At 47.4% G+C, this 17,533-nt stretch carries 17 protein-coding genes; 9 read left to right on the top strand and 8 right to left on the bottom strand.

Annotation, left to right across the window (positions count from 1 at the left end):
• The first annotated feature begins 22 nt into the window (after positions 1 to 22).
• On the top strand, positions 23 to 1,834 hold the full coding sequence (locus H6626_10095) for a hypothetical protein (GenBank protein ID USN46564.1): 1,812 nt from the start codon (positions 23 to 25) through the stop codon (positions 1,832 to 1,834).
• On the opposite strand, the gene H6626_10090 is transcribed toward H6626_10095, so the two are convergent.
• From H6626_10090 to H6626_10075, 4 genes are all read right to left on the bottom strand, one after another.
• Complete coding sequence (locus H6626_10090) at positions 1,824 to 2,678, bottom strand: HlyD family efflux transporter periplasmic adaptor subunit (GenBank protein USN46563.1); 855 nt, start codon at positions 2,676 to 2,678, stop codon at positions 1,824 to 1,826. The two genes, H6626_10095 and H6626_10090, sit on opposite strands and share 11 nt — an antisense overlap.
• 46 nt (positions 2,679 to 2,724) lie before the next feature.
• Positions 2,725 to 3,570 carry a hypothetical protein gene (locus H6626_10085; GenBank protein ID USN46562.1) on the bottom strand — a complete coding sequence of 282 codons (846 nt, stop codon included), beginning with the start codon at positions 3,568 to 3,570 and terminating at the stop codon, positions 2,725 to 2,727.
• A 122-nt stretch (positions 3,571 to 3,692) separates the two neighbouring features.
• Positions 3,693 to 6,059 carry an ABC transporter permease gene (locus H6626_10080; protein ID USN46561.1) on the bottom strand — a complete coding sequence of 789 codons (2,367 nt, stop codon included), beginning with the start codon at positions 6,057 to 6,059 and terminating at the stop codon, positions 3,693 to 3,695.
• Complete coding sequence (locus H6626_10075) at positions 6,053 to 6,784, bottom strand: ABC transporter ATP-binding protein (protein USN46560.1); 732 nt, start codon at positions 6,782 to 6,784, stop codon at positions 6,053 to 6,055. The genes H6626_10080 and H6626_10075 overlap by 7 nt, the downstream gene beginning before the upstream one ends.
• Positions 6,785 to 6,897: 113 nt before the next feature.
• On the opposite strand from H6626_10075, the gene H6626_10070 reads away from it, so the two are divergent.
• Entirely contained in the window at positions 6,898 to 7,278 is a 381-nt protein-coding gene (locus H6626_10070; protein USN46559.1) for a nucleoside triphosphate pyrophosphohydrolase family protein, read from the top strand.
• 341 nt (positions 7,279 to 7,619) lie between these two features.
• On the opposite strand, the gene ubiE is transcribed toward H6626_10070, so the two are convergent.
• The gene (gene ubiE / locus H6626_10065) at positions 7,620 to 8,348 is read right to left on the bottom strand and encodes a bifunctional demethylmenaquinone methyltransferase/2-methoxy-6-polyprenyl-1,4-benzoquinol methylase UbiE (protein USN46558.1); all 729 of its coding nucleotides are present in this window, start codon (positions 8,346 to 8,348) and stop codon (positions 7,620 to 7,622) included.
• A complete protein-coding gene (gene aroF, locus H6626_10060) occupies positions 8,342 to 9,136 on the bottom strand; it encodes a 3-deoxy-7-phosphoheptulonate synthase (protein USN46557.1) in 795 nt (264 codons plus the stop codon). Before aroF ends, ubiE begins: the two co-directional genes overlap by 7 nt.
• A gap of 121 nt (positions 9,137 to 9,257) precedes the next feature.
• Here aroF and H6626_10055 point away from each other — a divergent pair, with 121 nt between their 5' ends.
• Genes H6626_10055 through H6626_10045 form a run of 3 tightly spaced genes read left to right on the top strand, consistent with a single transcriptional unit; the run spans position 9,258 to position 12,567 of the window.
• Entirely contained in the window at positions 9,258 to 10,310 is a 1,053-nt protein-coding gene (locus H6626_10055) for a chorismate-binding protein (protein USN46556.1), read from the top strand.
• Positions 10,307 to 11,848, top strand: a complete 1,542-nt coding sequence (gene menD, locus H6626_10050; GenBank protein ID USN46555.1) for a 2-succinyl-5-enolpyruvyl-6-hydroxy-3-cyclohexene-1-carboxylic-acid synthase — start codon at positions 10,307 to 10,309, stop codon at positions 11,846 to 11,848. The genes H6626_10055 and menD overlap by 4 nt, the downstream gene beginning before the upstream one ends.
• A 59-nt stretch (positions 11,849 to 11,907) precedes the next feature.
• Positions 11,908 to 12,567: an alpha/beta fold hydrolase gene (locus H6626_10045; protein ID USN46554.1), complete on the top strand. Its 660-nt coding sequence runs from the start codon at positions 11,908 to 11,910 to the stop codon at positions 12,565 to 12,567.
• On the opposite strand, the gene H6626_10040 is transcribed toward H6626_10045, so the two are convergent.
• Positions 12,564 to 12,998, bottom strand: coding sequence for a hypothetical protein (locus H6626_10040; protein ID USN46553.1), 435 nt, complete (start codon positions 12,996 to 12,998; stop codon positions 12,564 to 12,566). The two genes, H6626_10045 and H6626_10040, sit on opposite strands and share 4 nt — an antisense overlap.
• A 218-nt stretch (positions 12,999 to 13,216) precedes the next feature.
• Between H6626_10040 and menB the strand changes: the two genes are divergently transcribed.
• The 4 genes from menB to H6626_10020 are packed head-to-tail and all read left to right on the top strand — an operon-like array spanning position 13,217 to position 17,053.
• Positions 13,217 to 14,041, top strand: coding sequence for a 1,4-dihydroxy-2-naphthoyl-CoA synthase (menB, locus tag H6626_10035; GenBank protein ID USN46552.1), 825 nt, complete (start codon positions 13,217 to 13,219; stop codon positions 14,039 to 14,041).
• Positions 14,042 to 14,055: 14 nt separating this feature from the next.
• Positions 14,056 to 14,934 carry a 1,4-dihydroxy-2-naphthoate polyprenyltransferase gene (locus H6626_10030; protein USN46551.1) on the top strand — a complete coding sequence of 293 codons (879 nt, stop codon included), beginning with the start codon at positions 14,056 to 14,058 and terminating at the stop codon, positions 14,932 to 14,934.
• Complete coding sequence (locus tag H6626_10025; GenBank protein ID USN46550.1) at positions 14,931 to 15,914, top strand: hypothetical protein; 984 nt, start codon at positions 14,931 to 14,933, stop codon at positions 15,912 to 15,914. Before H6626_10030 ends, H6626_10025 begins: the two co-directional genes overlap by 4 nt.
• Complete coding sequence (locus tag H6626_10020; GenBank protein ID USN46549.1) at positions 15,911 to 17,053, top strand: AMP-binding protein; 1,143 nt, start codon at positions 15,911 to 15,913, stop codon at positions 17,051 to 17,053. The genes H6626_10025 and H6626_10020 overlap by 4 nt, the downstream gene beginning before the upstream one ends.
• On the opposite strand, the gene H6626_10015 is transcribed toward H6626_10020, so the two are convergent.
• Positions 17,003 to 17,434, bottom strand: coding sequence for an acyl-CoA thioesterase (locus tag H6626_10015; GenBank protein USN46548.1), 432 nt, complete (start codon positions 17,432 to 17,434; stop codon positions 17,003 to 17,005). The genes H6626_10020 and H6626_10015 overlap by 51 nt on opposite strands.
• Positions 17,435 to 17,533 lie beyond the last annotated feature (99 nt).

The following is a 17,533-nucleotide window of genomic DNA, read 5'->3' as shown; positions in this document are numbered from 1 at the left end:
AGACTATCACTGAGGGGACAGTATGATTACGTTAATCGTAGGCCATCGTGGTGTAGGAAAGACCGCGTTCTTATCTAGAGTTAAATCCTATCATGAAGAACGGGGGTTGCGATGTGATTGCTTAGATTTAGATCATGAAATCGAAAATCACACTGGACAAACGGTTGATCAGATTTTCTCTGTAGAGGGGGAATCTATTTTTAGAAAGTGGGAGACACAGGTTCTGCAGGAATTGGTGCAGAACTTTTGGGGAGCTCCACACGATGTTTATATTGCGGCCGGAGCTGGATTTAATGGAGAAATCCCGCATGGTGTGCATGTTTTGTGGTTGAGGCGATCCACGGATGCAGACGGAAGGGTGTTTTTAGACCGCCCCAGTCTTGAACCCAGTATGGGGCCCATCGCCGGATATGCAAAACGGTATGGTTTGCGGCTCTCACGGTTTGTCTCCTGGAGGGATGAAGAACTCACTCTTCCTGAGGGTCTTAACGACGAGAACCCATATGAGCCGATTTTTCTCGGGCTTGAACGAGGAGAAGTGGGTGGTATCAAGACGTTGCTTCCTGAAAATTTCAAAAATGATCGAACATGGAATGCCTATATTACAAAACGCCTGAGCTGGGGCATTGATGCCTTTGAGGTGCGAGATGATTTCTTGTCAGAAGAAAACATTCGGCAAGCGTTGGCAAAAATTCCGTCTAATCAAATCATCATGAGTTTTCGTCGGCCGGGGATGGATATTTTAGAGGGCGTAAATATTGCCAATTATTTTTGGGATTGGCCAGTGGAGTGGGGAGTGTGCCCTTTAGGTGACCCACCCATTTTGTCATTGCACGCAAAAGATGTAGGAGAATCTGTTAGCCATTGTGCCGAGTATCTCGTTCAGATGGGCGGGGGGCGATCACATCTAAAGTTGGCTGTTGAGATTCAAAGTTTTTCAGAGCTTCTAGAAGGTCATCGTTGGCAACAGGCGGACCCAGAGCATCGATCTTTTTTACCAAATTCTGCAGAAGGCCGATGGGGCTGGTACCGACTTTGTCAAAAAGGTAAGATGAAATTAAATTTTTTTAAAGAAGCACAGGGATCTAGCCCGGATCAACCCATACTTATGGATTGGATGAGAGCGCCAAAAGATGCAGATAGCTTTTTTGCGGTGATTGGAGATCCAGTACATCATAGTTATTCACCGATCGAGCATCAGGAGTTTTTTGCGCAAAAAAATATGACCAGTCTTGCGATTAAAATGTCCGTTGACGAGTTTACAAAGGACAATTTGTTAGCTCTGCACGTAATAGGCCTGAATTGTGCGGCGATCACTTCACCCCATAAAAATGCCGCCTTTCATATTTGCTCTGAAGTGGACGCAGTGGCGCAGGAGCTGGAGTCGGTTAACACTTTGATTTGGAGTGAGAAGTTAAAGGGCTGGCGAGGTGCCAACACAGACTTAAAGGGATTTTCTGACTTGGTGTCTGAGATTTCAGAAATGGACGAGGTCGCCGTGTGGGGCGGCGGGGGAACTCGTGAAATGATGAAAAAGGCACTACCGCAGGCTCGGTATTATTCGGCAAGAACAGGAAAGTGCATCAGTCACGACGCCGATGAGTTTGTAAATCCGGATGTGATTGTTTGGGCCGTGGGGCGGAGCCGGCAAGACCAGTGTCAATGGCCCGATCCCCTATGGAAGCCGAAAAAAGTGATTGATCTCAATTACACTGAAGATTCTCCGGGTCTAGAGTACGCAAAAAATCTAAATATAGAATATGAGTCGGGCTTGAAAATGTTTAAATCGCAGGCCACAGCTCAGCAGAACTTGTTTCAGGCAACTAATATTTAACTGGGACTCCAGGTTGAATTTTATCCCCGGGATAGAGAATCACTTTGTCTCCCTCGGTGAGTCCAGACTGAACAACAGCCTTTAGGGGACCGCGCCGAGAGATACTCACTTGGGTTTTTACGGCTTTTCCATTTTCTATTTTAAAGGCCGTCCATTCATTGTCTTTTTGGAATAAGGCGCCCGTGGGCACCACCAACGCTTGGGGCAATTTGTGTATGATAATATGGCATTCCACACGATACCGATCACCCAGGTTTTTCCACATAGATTCATCAGAAGTGATGTCAATGACCACATTCACGCGCTGTTCATCCACTCCAAGCGCTGACACTTTGGTGAACGCCGACGGTTCAACGAGTCTGACCTTTCCCAGTAGGGGCTTTTCTCCGCCCCAATTTTCGATGATAACTTCTTGCCCTGGCTTCACCAAAACGGCGTTTGTAGTCAGAATGTCTGCCACGATTTCTAGCTGACCAGAGTCGCCAATTTCTAATATGGGGGTGCCAATGGGGATATAAGTTTTCGACTCTTGCATGACTTTCAGTATTCGGCCATCAGCGGGTGAAGTGAGCGTGAGGTCCTTGTCCCAATGAATTGTAATGAGTCTTTGCCCTTTTTTTACTTCGTCGCCGGGTTCTAGAAACAGGCGTTCGACAACACCGTTCACAGGAGATGAAACCACAAATCGCTCTTTCGTGCGTGTCATTCCATCTTCCACAATGGTCTCTACAAAGTCTTCTCGCCCCACAACCGCTTTGTCTACGGGCAGGGGTTTGGGCAGCAAGGACCAAACAACAACAATTAAAACAAAGGCGCCAATGGAGCCGTAAAGCCATTTTTGCATAACAAGATGTATCCTACGGGCAGCGCCTTATCTATTCAAGGTTAAATTAGTGGTAAAAATGTTCTTTCGGAATCGTTGTCCACGAGCCGGAGAGGCTTCCCGCACCAGTTCTGCAACTGCCAGGTTCGTCCTTTAGCTTCATAAAAAGCTGCATAGCAATTTGGTTGCGTGGCCCCTGAAAATATCGCACCTGAATGCTCTTATCTTCATCGGTGAAGGCCACTACGTTGTCGCTGCAGTGGACACGCGGCGAGTGGGTGCCATCATCATATAACACCACTTCGTCATCAATAATCACTTGCATGCCATCATCTGAGATCATTGCAAATTGGTATTCGCCGGGTGGTAAATCCAGGTATCCATGAAGGTCTACGGAAAACCATTCAAGCAAAACGTTTCCATCTGAATCTAAAATCAAGGAGTCATCTGTGTTGCCGTTAGAAAAACCAGCCGTCCACGAGCGAGGTGTCACATTGATTTGTGTAAAAAGAATAAGTTCATCGACCTTGGTTCCTACATCACGATAATCATCAAGGAGAGCTTGTCCAATCACGCCAGGATACGTTGTGGGCAGCAAATAATAGAGGTTGCCGATAAGACCCTGATTGCTATCTACATCACACATGTCGCCTGACAACGGATTGCAGACAATGACAGGAGGATTGAGCGGATCAATGGTTGATTGGTTATTGTTGTTACTGTCTGTGGGGTTATTATTCGAAGATGTGTCATCATTTTGTAGGCCAGGTCCATCGGCGTCGAGACCCACATTTTTTAGTTCGGCCTCTGTGAAGGAAACTTCAGAACAGTTTTGCGAAAGCAGGGCCAGAGAAAGCACCACGGCTCCTCCGATTAAAACAACTTTTTTATTGATTGCACCATTTTGAGACACACTATCCCCCTTGCGACTTTCCGCATTTATCCCACAATTTAAATAGTAAGCAATCCCTATGCCGCCCTAGGGCGATCAGGTTGTATATAGGTGTCAAACCTATTGATACTGTCTAAATTTTATCAACCTCGAACCTTCAACGCTTCTATCATATCGAGATTTCTTACTTTACGCCAGATTACAAAACCACTTAATACACCCGAAGCCACCATAACCAAAGCGCTGTAGGTGAATGTGCTGGGTTGAATGACAAATGGGATTTGCATAGCTTCGGGAGCCATTTCATTAATAAGAGCTTTAGTGGTTTGAACGCCCAAGTACCAACCCAGTGGAATGGAGCATAAAATGAGAATGACGATTTCGCCCACTAAAATTCGAAAAGTTTCTAGCTTAGTGAAGCCTAGGACCCGAAGGCTAGCCAGTTCCCAACTTCGTTCTGAAAAAGATATCCTGGCGCTATTGTAGACAATGCCGAACGCAATGACCATGGCAAACCCAAGCAAAAACAACGAAAAGACAATCAGGTATTTTGCCGAGGTTTCATTGAATGTTTTTAGAGTGGTATCTTTAAAAGAAACTCCTGCTATCTTTGGCATCTGTTTCAGTTCTGCGTACAGCTTCGGAGCAAAACGGTTGTCAATGGTGAGGCCGGCTGAAGTGATGAGATTTGACTCTTTTAAAAACTGATTGATGGCTCGCAGGTTCATATAGCCAGCACCGCCGACAAACTCATCAGCGATGTTGACCACCGGCAATAAACGTTCGGGACGCGCCCCCTCTAGCACTTCTACTCGCAAAAAATCACCAGATTTTACCTTTAGCTTGTTGGCCAGAGATCGGCTCAACAACAAACCCTCTTCAGGCACAGATAGTGGTTCGAGTTTTTCATTGAGAATCTGCCTGAGGTGAAAGGGGGAGGGCATGCCCACGAGTCCTGCCGGTTCAGAGCGATGTTCGGCGTGTAACTTTACACCAACAGACCGATAGCCTTCGGCATCAATGACGCCTTCATGGCGTTTGAGTTCTTCCAGAGCCATAGTTGAAACCGGTCCTGTGAAAGTAACATCTACATTTTGTCGCATCATCAACGAAAACTGCACTTGCAAAAGATGATCAATTGAATCTTGCCAGAAAAAACCAAGTACAATGATAAGACAAGCAAAAGACATCCCCACACTGGTAAGAACAGATCGAAGTGGCTTTAGCGTTAACCCGCGTATGACCATCCGCCCTTCGGTGGAAAACTTTTTTGTGAAGCCCGATCGCTCAACTAGGCTGCCATGATACGAGGGGGGTGACGGAGGGCGCATAGCTTCTGCGGGTGTGAGTTTAAAAATACCTCTTAGAGCATGAGCCACTCCCACAATACTGGCAAATAAACTGAGTCCGATGCCAGTAAAAGGCAGCCATTGGGGCATAATGAAAGCCAGTAGTGGCATGCGAAAGTACATGGTGTAAAGATCGGTCATGCTATACCCGATCCAATAGCCAAAAAGCAGTCCAAGGGCTCCGCCGAGCAACGAAATGACGACAGAGAGTTTTAAAAAATGCCAGGCAATGCTTGAGTCAAAAAAACCCAGTGCTTTTAAGGTAGCCACTTGTTCACGTTGAGTGGCTACGATTCGACTGATGACAACATTCAACAAAAAAGCCGCCACTGATAAAAATATAAAGGGCACAAAAGTGGCTTGTACCTGAAGGCCATAAATCTCTTGAGTGATAAACATATGAGAGGTCTGATCTTTTCTAGCAATGGAGCCGAAACCGCCATAGGGTTTTAGAATGCGATCTATAGCCTGCAAAACCGACTTTACTGAAATGTTTGGACCTAATGCAAAAGACAAAGAGTTGAATGCGCCTTCCATGTCAAAGCTTGCCGCCAAAGCCGAGCGTGGAATCCAAAACACACCGAAATGTTTATCATCTGGCATGGGGTTAGCACCTTGCACAGCATAGATATATTCTGGAGACACGACACTTCCAACAACACGCAATCTTCGGTAGCGACCATTAAATACAGCAGATATGGTTTGATCCAGCTCTAGGTTGTTGGTTTTAAAAAAGGCTTCACCCACGAGCACTTCATCATGGCGACCCGGGGCGGGCCAGCGACCCTTTTGCAGGCTCAAGCGATTTAAATGGGAGGGGCCAATGTCGGGGATAGAAACAAATCGACCCACAGCCGGCTCATCGCGAGTTTCAAGGTCTATTAACAGTTCAAAGACAAGTCGGTCTTCCACCTCGGTGACGCCATCGATGTTGTTTAAGAGGTGAATGATATGGGTGGGTGCTCTTTTCAGCGAGGCAAAAGCGTCGGCAAATCGAGACTGATCATAAAATTGTTGTTGCGCGTATTTTAATGACTCATAGGTACTAAGAAACCCCACAAGTGTGGCGATTCCGCAAGCTACGACAATGGAGATAGTGATCACCTGCGCTCGCATGTGCTTAAGATCGCGCATTAGTTTAAGGTCAAGACCCTTTACCACATCAGCTCGCTTGGTTGCTTGCGGTTTTCATTGACTGTGATTCCAGCGATTTTTCCATCGGCCAAATGCACCACTCTATCAGCCATATCTGCGATCGAGGCGTTATGGGTAATGACAGCTGTGGTGGTGTTAAGCTCCCGGTTGACCTTACTGATGGCCTCTAGCACTAAGATGCCAGTTTTAAAATCCAAGGCTCCCGTGGGTTCATCACAGAGTAAAATTTCAGGTTGTTTAGCGATGGCTCGTGCGATGGCCACACGCTGTTGTTCGCCTCCAGAAAGTTGTGATGGAAAATGGTTCTTGCGGTTGGCGAGTCCCACGAGCTCTAGGGCCTTAGCCGGCAGCATGGGATTGGTACTGACTTCAGTTATCAGCGAGACATTTTCTTCTGCGGTGAGGCGAGGCAATAGGTTGTACATTTGAAAGACAAATCCCACATGGTCTCGCCGAAATTGGGTGAGCCGGTCTGAATCGGCATGGGAAAGGTCGTCGTTACGGTACCACAATTGCCCCTGACTGGCCGTATCTAATCCCCCTAGAATATTTAATAGAGTGGACTTGCCACTTCCTGATGCGCCCAATAAGACAACAAATTCTCCGGGGAAAAGCTCAATATCCACTCCTTGTAAAGCGTGAACTTTGACCTCTCCCATATGATAAACCTTGGTCAGACCTTGACCGCGCAGCAAAAACTCACGTGGGGCGCTTGATAATGCATTGCTCATGGCAATAAGGGTACCATTGTCGTCAGAGTGTCGCTAGTATTACGCAGCTTTCAGTGACCCCATGTCTCGGCGCACTGCAAGTGACGATGGAGTATTTTAAGGGAAGGGTTTTTATGGATACCAAAGAATATGTGAGCAATGCCATTCGAACAGAATCAAGGGATTTCGCCGCCATTGCAGAGAGAATGAGCCAAGTGAGAAATCAGCGACTGCTTCATGCCGGAATTGGATTGGCAACAGAGTCCGGAGAATTTTTGGATGCACTGAAAAAGCATGTTTTTTACGGCAAAGATCTTGATACGGTGAACTTAAGTGAAGAGATGGGCGATATTTTTTGGTACTGTGCCATTATTGCTGATGAGTTGGGCGTCAACTTTGCGGACGTCATGAATACAAATATTGCCAAATTAAAAGCTCGTTATGGAGAAAAATTCACCGAGGTTCGAGCAAACACCAGAGACCTAGAAACTGAACGAGAAATCTTAGAGCGATAATCGAAGGTACCTGCTTCCCTTTGTGGCGACAACGCGTCAGGCGAGTCGGCCTCCCCCCATGCGCGGGCAGCGGCGCCGGCCCGAGTGGCCGCATGTCGTCTTCGGATTGCGTCACTTCGTGCCGCAACCCTATATTAGGAATGTTCGAACCCTTCTGCGCCGTGCAGTTGGCACGGACGCAGAAGCGCCCGAACTTGAGTTCATTGATTTGCTGTTCGACAACCTCAGTTGTCTCTGCATCAAATCAATGCGCCATGCACATCGGGAGGACGCCGCTGCCCGCGCATGGGGAGAGGTCGACTCGCCTGACGCGTTGTCGCCACAAAGGGAAGCAGGTACTTTTAGTGTTTTGGCGCAACAACGCCTTTGTAAATAAAGCTAGCTCCGCCCATAAGTGAGAAAAATTCGCAACGGCTGAATTGTCCGGTGGATTGCATGAGGTCTAAAAACTGTTCCCGGCAGGGAAACTGACTAGACGACCTGTTTAAATATTCATAAGCCTGACGATCTCCGGAGACCCATCCGCCAAGGCGGGGAACTAAATGTTTGAAATAAAGTTGAATGGCCCCTTTAAGAACAGGTACCTGTGTGTCGCCGGTTTCTAAAATCATGACGCGTCCACCAGGCTTGGTCGCGCGGGCCATTTCACAAAGGGCTTTGTGTCGGTCTTCCACATTTCGAATTCCGTAGGCGATACTGGTCACATCAAATTCACTGGTTTCAAAGGGAAGATCTGTGGCATCAGCCCAAGTGAACTTCACATCAAGGCCCATTTTTTTTGCTTTGGCAGGAGCCAGGTCCAGCATGCTTTGGCAGAAGTCAGTGCCAATCACGCGGCTTGTTGGCCCTAAGGTTTTTTTAAATTCTAAAGCCAGATCACCCGTGCCCGTGGCGCAATCCAAAACCGAATCTCCACGTTGGGCGCCACTGAGCTCAACTAGTTTTTTACGCCAAGTTCGCGCCATGCCGAAAGTGATAACGTCATTGGCTTTGTCGTAGGTTTTTGAAATAGAACTAAATAGTTTTTGTACGTCAGTGGGGTTGGGTCCTGATTTTTGTGACTCTACCATGATGGAGCCAGCCTTCGATCAAGGGCGATAAGAACTTTTTCGAGTCGAGACATCAGCTGCGAAAAACTTTGAAAGTCAAGGGCCTGTTCCCCATCGGAGAGTGCCGACGGCGGGTTGGGGTGGACTTCAACGATTAACCCATCGGCTCCAGCGGCGGCCGCGGCTAAAGCCACGGGAGTCACTAGTTCAGAGCGACCGGTTGCATGGGAGGGGTCAGCAATTACCGGAAGGCTGGTGTGTTGCTTCACATAGGCAATGGCATTCACATCAAACGTATTTCTGGTTTTTGTTTCAAAGGTCCGAATACCACGCTCGCAAAGAATAACCTGAGGATTGCCCGAAGAAGACACGTATTCAGCGGCGTGAATCCACTCATCGATGCGTCCGGAAAAACCGCGCTTCAACAATACCGGTTTGTCCACCTGGCCCAGTTCTTTGAGCAGGGCATAGTTGTGCATGTTTCGAGAACCGACCTGAAACACATCTACAACGTCCATCAAGTCGCCCACTTGTCGCGGGTCAGTGATTTCAGAAAAAAACGGCATTTGCGTCTGGTGCTTCACTTCTTTCACTAAAGCAAAGGCCTCAGAACCAAGTCCTTGAAATGTGTCGGGCTTTGTCCGTAGCTTAAAGATGCCGCCGCGAAGCATCAGGGCTCCGGCACTTTTTACGGCTTCTGCGGTTGTAAGAAATTGGTCTTTGGATTCAACAGAGCACGGGCCAGCAATCACCACAAAATTAGGCCCGCCAATTTCAAAACGCCCCACTTGTACGGTTTTCGTACTCATCCAATCCTCAACCCGTGTACTTTCAGACAAACGGCTGACACCTTAGCGTAAAATAAACACTAACTCCATGATTTTTGACTATTAGAGCCAGAATAGTTAGATACCTTCAAAAGGAGTGCGGGTGGACGATAGAGAAATTCAACAGTTGTTAATGCGAGGCGCCATTGTAGGGATGGCCAACGGTCAGCTCTGTGTGGGGTGGGGCGATGCTTTGGCTCTAGAATCGGCCTCCCCTTCGGCGGTGAGCTTCTATGCTCCCGATTTTTACCTTGAAAACAAAAAACCCTGGGTGGTGTTCACCAACAACCGCGTCGTGTGTCCGTCTCTATTGGTCGAGGCCTTAAAAAAATCTCCGGATTCTGTGCCGTGTTCTCGGCAATTTTCAAGCTTGGGTCAGGAGGAGTTTTTTGAAAAATTTAACTTTATTGGTAAGCATTTCGATACTCACGTGTTGAAAAAAGCCGTGCCGTTGGCTTGGGCCTCCTCTGAGGGAAGTCTTACTGCCGACGAACGAAAAAAAGTATTGCTCTCAGCACTCAACAAGGGCAGCGGGTCGAGTGTCTATGGTGTTTGGGGAGTGGACGATGGGGGTCTTTTAGGGGTCACACCGGAACTGCTGTTTGAATGGGATCAGGCGAGACATCATCTAAGCACGATGGCCCTTGCGGGAACACGGCTTTCGGCCTCTGACCACTCGCTATTGGATGATCCTAAAGAAAAAAATGAACATCAATTGGTGGTGGATGCGTTACTAGAAGAACTTGCCACTTATGGAACGCCATCTGTATCGCCTACCTATGAGTGGAACGTGGGCACCTTAACTCATTTGCGTACAGATATCACTGTAGAGTCCAAGAACGGATTAGATTTTGAAATGCTCGCCCGCGATCTGCACCCCACACCGGCTTTGGGGCTGGCTCCGCGAACAGTTGATTTTCATTGGTTAAAAAATCTTGACGGCCATATGGACAGGGCCCGGTTTGGTGCTCCTTTTGGGGTTCGATGGGCTGATGGAAGTGGCCGATGTTTAGTGGCTATTCGAAATGTGCAGTGGGTGAAGGGAAAAACCTTTTTAGGCGTGGGGTGCGGGGTGGTGCCAGAGAGCCAGCCGTCCCGTGAGTGGCAAGAGTTGCTCAATAAACAACTGGCAGTTAAGACGATGTTGGGTTTATGAATATTGCATGGACTAAAAATCTAATTGAAAAAGTGAGCCATTGGGGAGTGGGCGAATATATCATTTGTGCTGGCGCCCGTAACGCTCCCTTAGTTAAAGTGTTATCAGCTGCTGAGGGAATTCGGCTTTGGAATTTTTTTGATGAACGGTCCGCTGGATTTTTTGCGTTGGGACGAATGAAGTCGCAGCGGAGACCGGTGGCCGTGGTTACCACCTCGGGAACGGCAGTGGCAGAGCTGTTGCCGGCGGTCATCGAGGCCCACTACTCGGGATTGCCGTTGGTGATAGTGTCAGCTGATAGACCTCGTCGCTATCGAAAAAGTGGAGCCCCACAAAGCATCGAACAAGTGGGTTTATTCAGTGGGTATGTGGATAAGTCATTGGATTACGTGGGTGGCGAAGATACTTTTAGTGATCTTTCGCTTTCGGCCAATGCGCCTACCCATATAAACATTTGCTATGATGAACCCCTAATCGATAGCGAAGTCTCCCATTTTTCTTTGTTCCCCAGTGTAGAAAAATTGGACCGTCAAAAGCCGTGGCAATCACTGGAGACTTCAGATACTGAGGTGAAAGCTTTTTTTCAAAAAGTGAGTCGTCCGCTCGTGGTTGTAGCAGGGCTTGAGAAAAAAGACCGACCCCTAGTCAAAGAAAAACTTCTGCAATTGCAAAGTGCGGTGTATTTGGAGGCGGCTTCAGGGCTGCGCGAAGATCCCGACTTAGAAAACTTCCGAGTGCTCGGTGGAGAGCGGGCTTTACGTGAATATGCAAAGCATTGCGATGGTCTTATCCGAATGGGTAGAGTGCCGACTGCGAGAATTTGGAGAGATCTAGAGGGAGATCTTAAGTCCTGGCCTGTATTGAGTGTGAGTGATTTACCCTTTTCGGGATTGGGGCGAAAAAGTGCTTTGCCTGTTCCGTTGGCTCAATTGTCAGAAATTAACTTTGAAGCTCGCCCCCAAAAAGACAGAGCTCAAAATTCAATGGCAAGTTTGTTTGATCGATATCCAAAATCTGAGCCTGGGATGATCCACTTTCTCTCGCAATTGGTGCCGAGAGGCAGTGCCGTTTTTATTGGAAATAGTTTGCCCATAAGAGAGTGGGATCTGGCGGCCACCATTGAAGATAAGAATTTAGAAATTCATTGTAACCGAGGGGCCAATGGAATTGACGGGTTGGTGTCTACATTTTTGGGAATGTCCGACTCAGAGTCAGAAGCCTGGGCTGTGGTAGGTGACCTTAGTGCGCTTTACGACCTCAACAGTTTGTGGGTGGCTGCCCAAGTTCGTTGTCAAAAACTTCGTATTGTGGTGGTGAACAACTCTGGGGGAATGATCTTTCACCGGCTCTTTAATGACCGAAACTTTGAAAACAATCATACATTGAGTTTTGAAAACTGGGCTAAAATGTTTAGATGGAACTATGAAAAATGGTCGCAAGTTCCCAGCCAATTGAACTTGCCAGACGCCGCGTGCATTCTTGAGTTGGTGCCTGATCCAGAACAAACCCACTGTTTTTGGGAAAGCTACAATCAGTAATGGATGTGAACTTTTATTGTCTACATGGATTTTTGGGACAGGCGAAGGATTGGGATTTTTTGCCAAAGACATGGCATACGTTTTCACCGGAGCTGTTTCGTGTACCCACGGCATTGGCACCCACGCAAGATATGAACGCGTGGGCCGAAGTCTTTAATCAGTGGGTGCTAGAAAATAAAATGGGCCGGCGACGAAAGAATGTTCTCATTGGATATTCATTAGGTGGCCGATTAGCTTTACACGTGCTCCGTGCTGCGCCCCATCTCTGGGAGCAAGTGTTTATTATTTCTTCTCGTTTTGTCATTAAAAGTAAAGAAGATCGAAAAAAGCGCCAAGCAGCAGACGATCAATGGTCGCAGAGATTTTTATCCGAAGAATGGAATACACTAATAAAGAGTTGGAACGAACAGCCGGCACTGGCAACAACAGTTTCTGCTCCCGCGCGAGAAGAAGAACATTTTAGCCGAGAACTTTTGGCAGCGGCATTGCACAAGTGGAGTGTTGGTCGTCAGGATTGGGATGAAAATGAGTTCAAGCTGTATCAAGAAAAACTCATCTGGGTGACTGGGGGCAATGATTCAGTCTACTCAAGTTTAGCCGAGGACCTTAAACCCCATTGGCCCCATGCGGATTTTGCCAGTGTTGCCGATTCTGGGCACAGAATTATTTTTGAAAAACCAGCAGAGATAGTCTCGCTCATCGAATCACGAAGAGGCTAATAGCCCTCATCTAAGAGTTTATCGTAGAGTTCGTCAGAGTATTTCTGGCAAATCATTTCAATGGCCGATGACTTAACATCATATTTTTTTTGCACATCGGGGTAGTGCACTTGAGCGTCCCATAGTTGTTTCTCTGAATTGAATTTCGCTACGATCACGAAGCGGGCTAAATGAGTGGCATCATTGAGCCGCGCGTCTTTTCCCCATTCGAATTGGCCATCGAGTCGTCGGTCGTAAGTGCGTCCGCCAAGATTGGTGGTGAGGTAGGACTCATTGCCGGCCTCATCGGCCGTATAAACCGAAAATAAGAATTTATATTCTTGATCGCTATAGCAAAGATAATCTGGGCCGCCCGGTGTGGCAAAAGCAGAGGATGACAAAATCAGGGTAGAAATGGCCGTTAATACGAATGGATAAACTAAAAACTTCATAATGAGCCCCCTATTTAGATACAGAAGATTGTGTACCACGTCCTGTGGACGCCCAGCGTTACAGCGGTTATCGGTGGGGGTCAAGGGTTTAATGTTGAAACAGGCCCATCATTCCTAAGATAGCCCTTGATTCCATGTGTGGAGCCATTGTAGCCATGGGGTCACTGCAACCGCCGTCTTCATTATTTATACAAATGACCAACCACGAAGAGGTTAATATGGACCCCATAGTCTGGGAAAAGATGAAAGATTACGAAGATATTCGCTTGGAGCGGACGCCTGAGGGTATCGCTAAGGTAACCATTAACCGCCCTGAGGTTCGCAATGCCTTTCGCCCATTGACCGTAAAAGAACTTAAAGATGCCTTTGAGATTTGCCGCGAGGATTCAGGTATCGGTGTGGTTATTCTCACTGGCGAAGGTAAAGATGCATTTTGTGCTGGTGGAGATCAAAAAGTACGTGGTGACGGTGGGTATGTGGGGCAAGATGGCGTGCCTCGATTGAATGTCCTCGATTTGCAAAAAATGATTCGTTACATACCTAAGCCAGTGATTGCCATGGTCGCCGGTTATGCCATTGGCGGCGGGCATGTTTTGCATGTGGTTTGTGATATGACAATTGCTGCTGACAACGCCCGCTTTGGCCAAACGGGTCCGAAGGTGGGCTCCTTTGATGGAGGATTGGGTAGCAGTTATTTGGCTCGCATAGTGGGTCAAAAAAAGGCTCGTGAGATTTGGTACCTATGTCGCCAGTATGATGCGGATCAGGCGTTGGAGATGGGTTTAGTTAACAAAGTGGTGCCCTATTCTGAACTTGAAACTGAAACCGTAAAGTGGGCCAGAGAAATTTTAGAACACTCTCCCATGGCCATTCGATGTTTGAAAGCCGCCTTGAATGCAGATTGCGACGGACAAATGGGGCTTTTGGATATGGCCGGTAATTCCACACTTCTTTATTACTTGTCTGAAGAGGCCAAAGAGGGAAAGAACGCATTTGTTGAAAAGCGAAAGCCGGATTTTTCTAAATTTCCACGATACCCTTAATCAGGATAGTGTCCATGTCAGTGGGTCATTGGTGGCAAGCATTTCGACCGAAAACTCTCTCAGCGGCGGTGGTGCCGGTGGTTGTGGCCACGGCTCTCGTGTTTGCCGAGGGTTATCTAATCGATTGGAGTATCACAGTCTTTGCCCTTTTATCGGCGTTGATGATTCAAATTGGCACTAACCTTATCAATGATGCCATCGATTTTAAAAAAGGTGCAGACAGAGAAGATCGCATGGGACCCGTACGGGTCACCCAAAAAGGCTTGATTTCCCCTCGCTGGGTGATGACTGGGGGCCTTTTGAGTTTTCTTTTAGCTATTGCCTTTGGCGTGCCTTTAGTGATTAAGGGCGGGTGGGTGATTGTTGCCATCGGAGTATTATCTTTAATTTTAGGGTATGCCTACACGGGAGGTCCATTTCCATTAGCCTATAAAGGTTGGGGCGACATTTTCGTGGTGTTGTTTTTTGGCCTTGTGGCAGTGGGTGGCGTTTTTTATCTGCACACGGGCGAGTTCAGTTCGCCGGTTCTGGTAGCCGGTATCCAGGTGGGGTTTTTGGCCACAGTTCTAATTGCTATTAATAATTTGCGTGATCGAAATCAGGACTTAAGGGCCAACAAAAAGACATTGGCTGTGCGCTTTGGCGAATCCTTCGCCAGATACGAAATTTTATTTCTCTTTGCGCTCAGTTTTTTACTTTTGGGTTATTGGTGGGAGCGGGGCTATGTGTGGGCCACCTTGTTGCCCCTACTAAGTGCGCCAGTGGCGTGGTTGGTAACAAGGGATGTTTGGCGAACACCCCCAGGTCCTGTTTATAATTCTTATTTGGCTCGTTCGTCTCTTGTTCATATTCTATTTGGATTGCAAATGGCCCTGGGCCTTGTTTTGCGATGAACATATTGTGGTCTCCCTATAGTTTGTCGGCGAACTCGTCGAGAAATCGCCTTCACTCAAATACAGAGTGGAGCGGAGCCCTTTTAAAAGTGGTGTTCGAAGATGGATGGGTCGGGTACAGCGATTTACATCCGCTTTTGGAATTTGGAGACCCGCCGCTTGCGGTGCATTTGAAATCTATGGCCGAAGGTTCTCCCACCTCTTTAGCAACAATGGCCCTTGAGTGGGCCAAGGCGGAGGCTGAAACGAAAAGAACGTCGCGCTCACTTTACAAAAATGTATCACAGATCTCTAACCATTACCTGGTGACAGATTTGCACAATTTCAGTCTCCAGAATGTGATTTCAGAGGGCTATCAAACAATAAAAATCAAAATGGGCCGCGACATAGAAGCGGAAACAGGCGCACTTCATGACTTGTGCCAGAAGATAGCGTCGCCGTTGAAATTGCGTCTTGATTTTAACGAATACTTTTCTGACGAAAACTTCTCTCGATGGATGGCAAAAGTGCAGCCCTGGCTTAGCGACCACCTTGATTTTATTGAGGACCCCTGTTTTTTTGACTCTGATTCGTGGTCCAGCTTGGCAGAAACCTATGGACTTCGACTGGCGCTAGATATGGGGGCCGATCCATTTGAAATCGAAGATGTGAGCGGTGTTTCAGTTCTTGTATTGAAACCGGCCCGTCAAAATTGGGTAAAAATTGTTGAGCGATTTGCGCAAAGTGATTTGCAGTTTGTGGTGACTCATTCCATGGATCATCCCGTGGGTCAGCTTGCAGCTTTATCAGCAGCATGTGACCTTGCTGATATTTATCCTGAGCGATTGTTAGATTGTGGTTTGCAAAACCTTTACTTTTATTCGGCAAGCAATTATTCTCAAATGGTTACGAAACACGGTCGTTTTATTGAACCACCAATGGGATCTGGTTGGGGATTAGACAGCACGTTGACGCATGAACCATGGAGACCGATATCATGAACCCGATTGTTGATTGGGAAGATGAGAAAAACAGTCATGTTTTTCTCAATCCGCGTATGCCTGACGCGCAAAAAACACAAATAGAAGTAAGTGATTTGCCCCATTTGCCGGGCCATATTTGGGTGGCATCATCGGGGACCTCGGCCACAGATGAAATAAAGTTAGTTGCGTTGAGCAAGCGAGCATTGTTGGTTTCTGCGCAAGCCGTGATTGATCATATTCATCTCGGAGCTCGGGATGTGTGGTTGGATGTGTTGCCTCACTTTCATGTGGGAGGACTGTCGATTTATGCTCGGTCGCATCTGACAGGCGCTAAAGTTTTGGCTCCTGAGAATTGGAAGTGGAATCCTGAGCGTTTTCAAAAACTGTGTGATGAAAATGCGGTGACCGTGACAAGTTTGGTTCCGGCACAAGTTTATGATTTAGTGTCCATGCAACTGCCGGCTCCTAGAGATCTGAGAGTGGCTATTGTGGGTGGCGGCGCCATGCGCGAGGGGATCTATCTGTTGGCTCGAAAGTTGGGGTGGCCGTTGTTGCCCAGCTATGGTCTAACTGAGGCCGGTTCGCAAGTGGCTACCGCATCGTTAGATACACTGAGAGATGTTCCTGAGCTGGTCCCGGGGGGAGAGGTGTTGTCTCATTTGGAAGTAAAGTTGGCGGGCAATGATCTTATTCAGTTAAAAGGTGGGTCGTTGTTAACGGGACTTGCCACAATTACGGCTGATAACGTGGAATTTTCTGATCCAAAGGTGGATGGGTGGCTACAAACATCTGATGTGGGTGCTTGGGATGGTAGCAAATTAAGAGTATTGGGACGCAATGATGAAGTGGTGAAAGTGGGTGGAGAGTTGGTGAATTTAAATCGCCTGAATCACACACTCCACTCTTTGGCTGATGATCGCGGCCTTGATTCTCGACTGCTCTTGGTGCCGCTGCCTTCAGACCGCCTGGGGTATGAAGTAGCCCTTATTTATCATCAATCTCTTGAATCCATGGTGCCTGACCTGGTCAGTGTTTTTTCAGGACTCGTTCACCCCTACGAGCAGATTCGTTCCACTTATAGTGTTGAGGTTTGGCCTGAAACTGATTTAGGCAAGGTTCGTACCGGGCAGCTCGTTGACCTCATACGGGAGCAATAATTTTCGAAGGTCTTCGGGAATGGGGCGACTCTTTAGCGTGTTTACGTCGGTGAAGACGTGGCTTAAAATCAAATGGGCGCAAACAGAATCGCCATCGAAAAATTTGACTTGAAACCGGATGGAGCTGTTGCCCAAGTTTTCAATTTGGAGCTGGGCTAGATATTTATGGCCCGGAAAGAGCGGTCGCTTAAAATCCGCTTCAGCATGGCGAATGGGAACGCCCCATTGACCATTTTGAAACCAGTCTTTCCATTCTATGCCAAGATGATTCACAAATTCTTCAATGGTCTGATGAGCTATAAAAAAGGCCTGCCCAAAAAACAAAATACCTGCGGGATCGGCCTGGTCAAATCGAACGGTGAAGTCTTTTTTGAAAATCATCAGAACCCCTTTCGAAGGCCGTTGTGGTTGTTGCCCCAGTCATTCCCGTCTTTGGCTTTTTGCCGCAGAGCCAAGTATTTGAAGTTGCAAAGGATTTCT

The organism is Pseudobdellovibrionaceae bacterium (assembly GCA_023898385.1).
Classification (GTDB): domain Bacteria; phylum Bdellovibrionota; class Bdellovibrionia; order Bdellovibrionales; family UBA1609.
This window is presented reverse-complemented; position numbering and strand designations above follow the sequence as displayed.

What these genes read in the sequence shown, in the direction of transcription:
- H6626_10095 (USN46564.1), top strand. Translation starts at nt 23, where the DNA reads ATGATTACGTTAATCGTAGGCCATCGTGGTGTAGGAAAGACCGCGTTC.
- H6626_10090 (USN46563.1), bottom strand. Translation starts at nt 2,678, where the DNA reads ATGCAAAAATGGCTTTACGGCTCCATTGGCGCCTTTGTTTTAATTGTT.
- H6626_10075 (USN46560.1), bottom strand. Translation starts at nt 6,784, where the DNA reads ATGAGCAATGCATTATCAAGCGCCCCACGTGAGTTTTTGCTGCGCGGT.
- H6626_10070 (USN46559.1), top strand. Translation starts at nt 6,898, where the DNA reads ATGGATACCAAAGAATATGTGAGCAATGCCATTCGAACAGAATCAAGG.
- ubiE (USN46558.1), bottom strand. Translation starts at nt 8,348, where the DNA reads ATGGTAGAGTCACAAAAATCAGGACCCAACCCCACTGACGTACAAAAA.
- aroF (USN46557.1), bottom strand. Translation starts at nt 9,136, where the DNA reads ATGAGTACGAAAACCGTACAAGTGGGGCGTTTTGAAATTGGCGGGCCT.
- menD (USN46555.1), top strand. Translation starts at nt 10,307, where the DNA reads ATGAATATTGCATGGACTAAAAATCTAATTGAAAAAGTGAGCCATTGG.
- H6626_10040 (USN46553.1), bottom strand. Translation starts at nt 12,998, where the DNA reads ATGAAGTTTTTAGTTTATCCATTCGTATTAACGGCCATTTCTACCCTG.
- menB (USN46552.1), top strand. Translation starts at nt 13,217, where the DNA reads ATGGACCCCATAGTCTGGGAAAAGATGAAAGATTACGAAGATATTCGC.
- H6626_10030 (USN46551.1), top strand. Translation starts at nt 14,056, where the DNA reads ATGTCAGTGGGTCATTGGTGGCAAGCATTTCGACCGAAAACTCTCTCA.
- H6626_10025 (USN46550.1), top strand. Translation starts at nt 14,931, where the DNA reads ATGAACATATTGTGGTCTCCCTATAGTTTGTCGGCGAACTCGTCGAGA.
- H6626_10020 (USN46549.1), top strand. Translation starts at nt 15,911, where the DNA reads ATGAACCCGATTGTTGATTGGGAAGATGAGAAAAACAGTCATGTTTTT.
- H6626_10015 (USN46548.1), bottom strand. Translation starts at nt 17,434, where the DNA reads ATGATTTTCAAAAAAGACTTCACCGTTCGATTTGACCAGGCCGATCCC.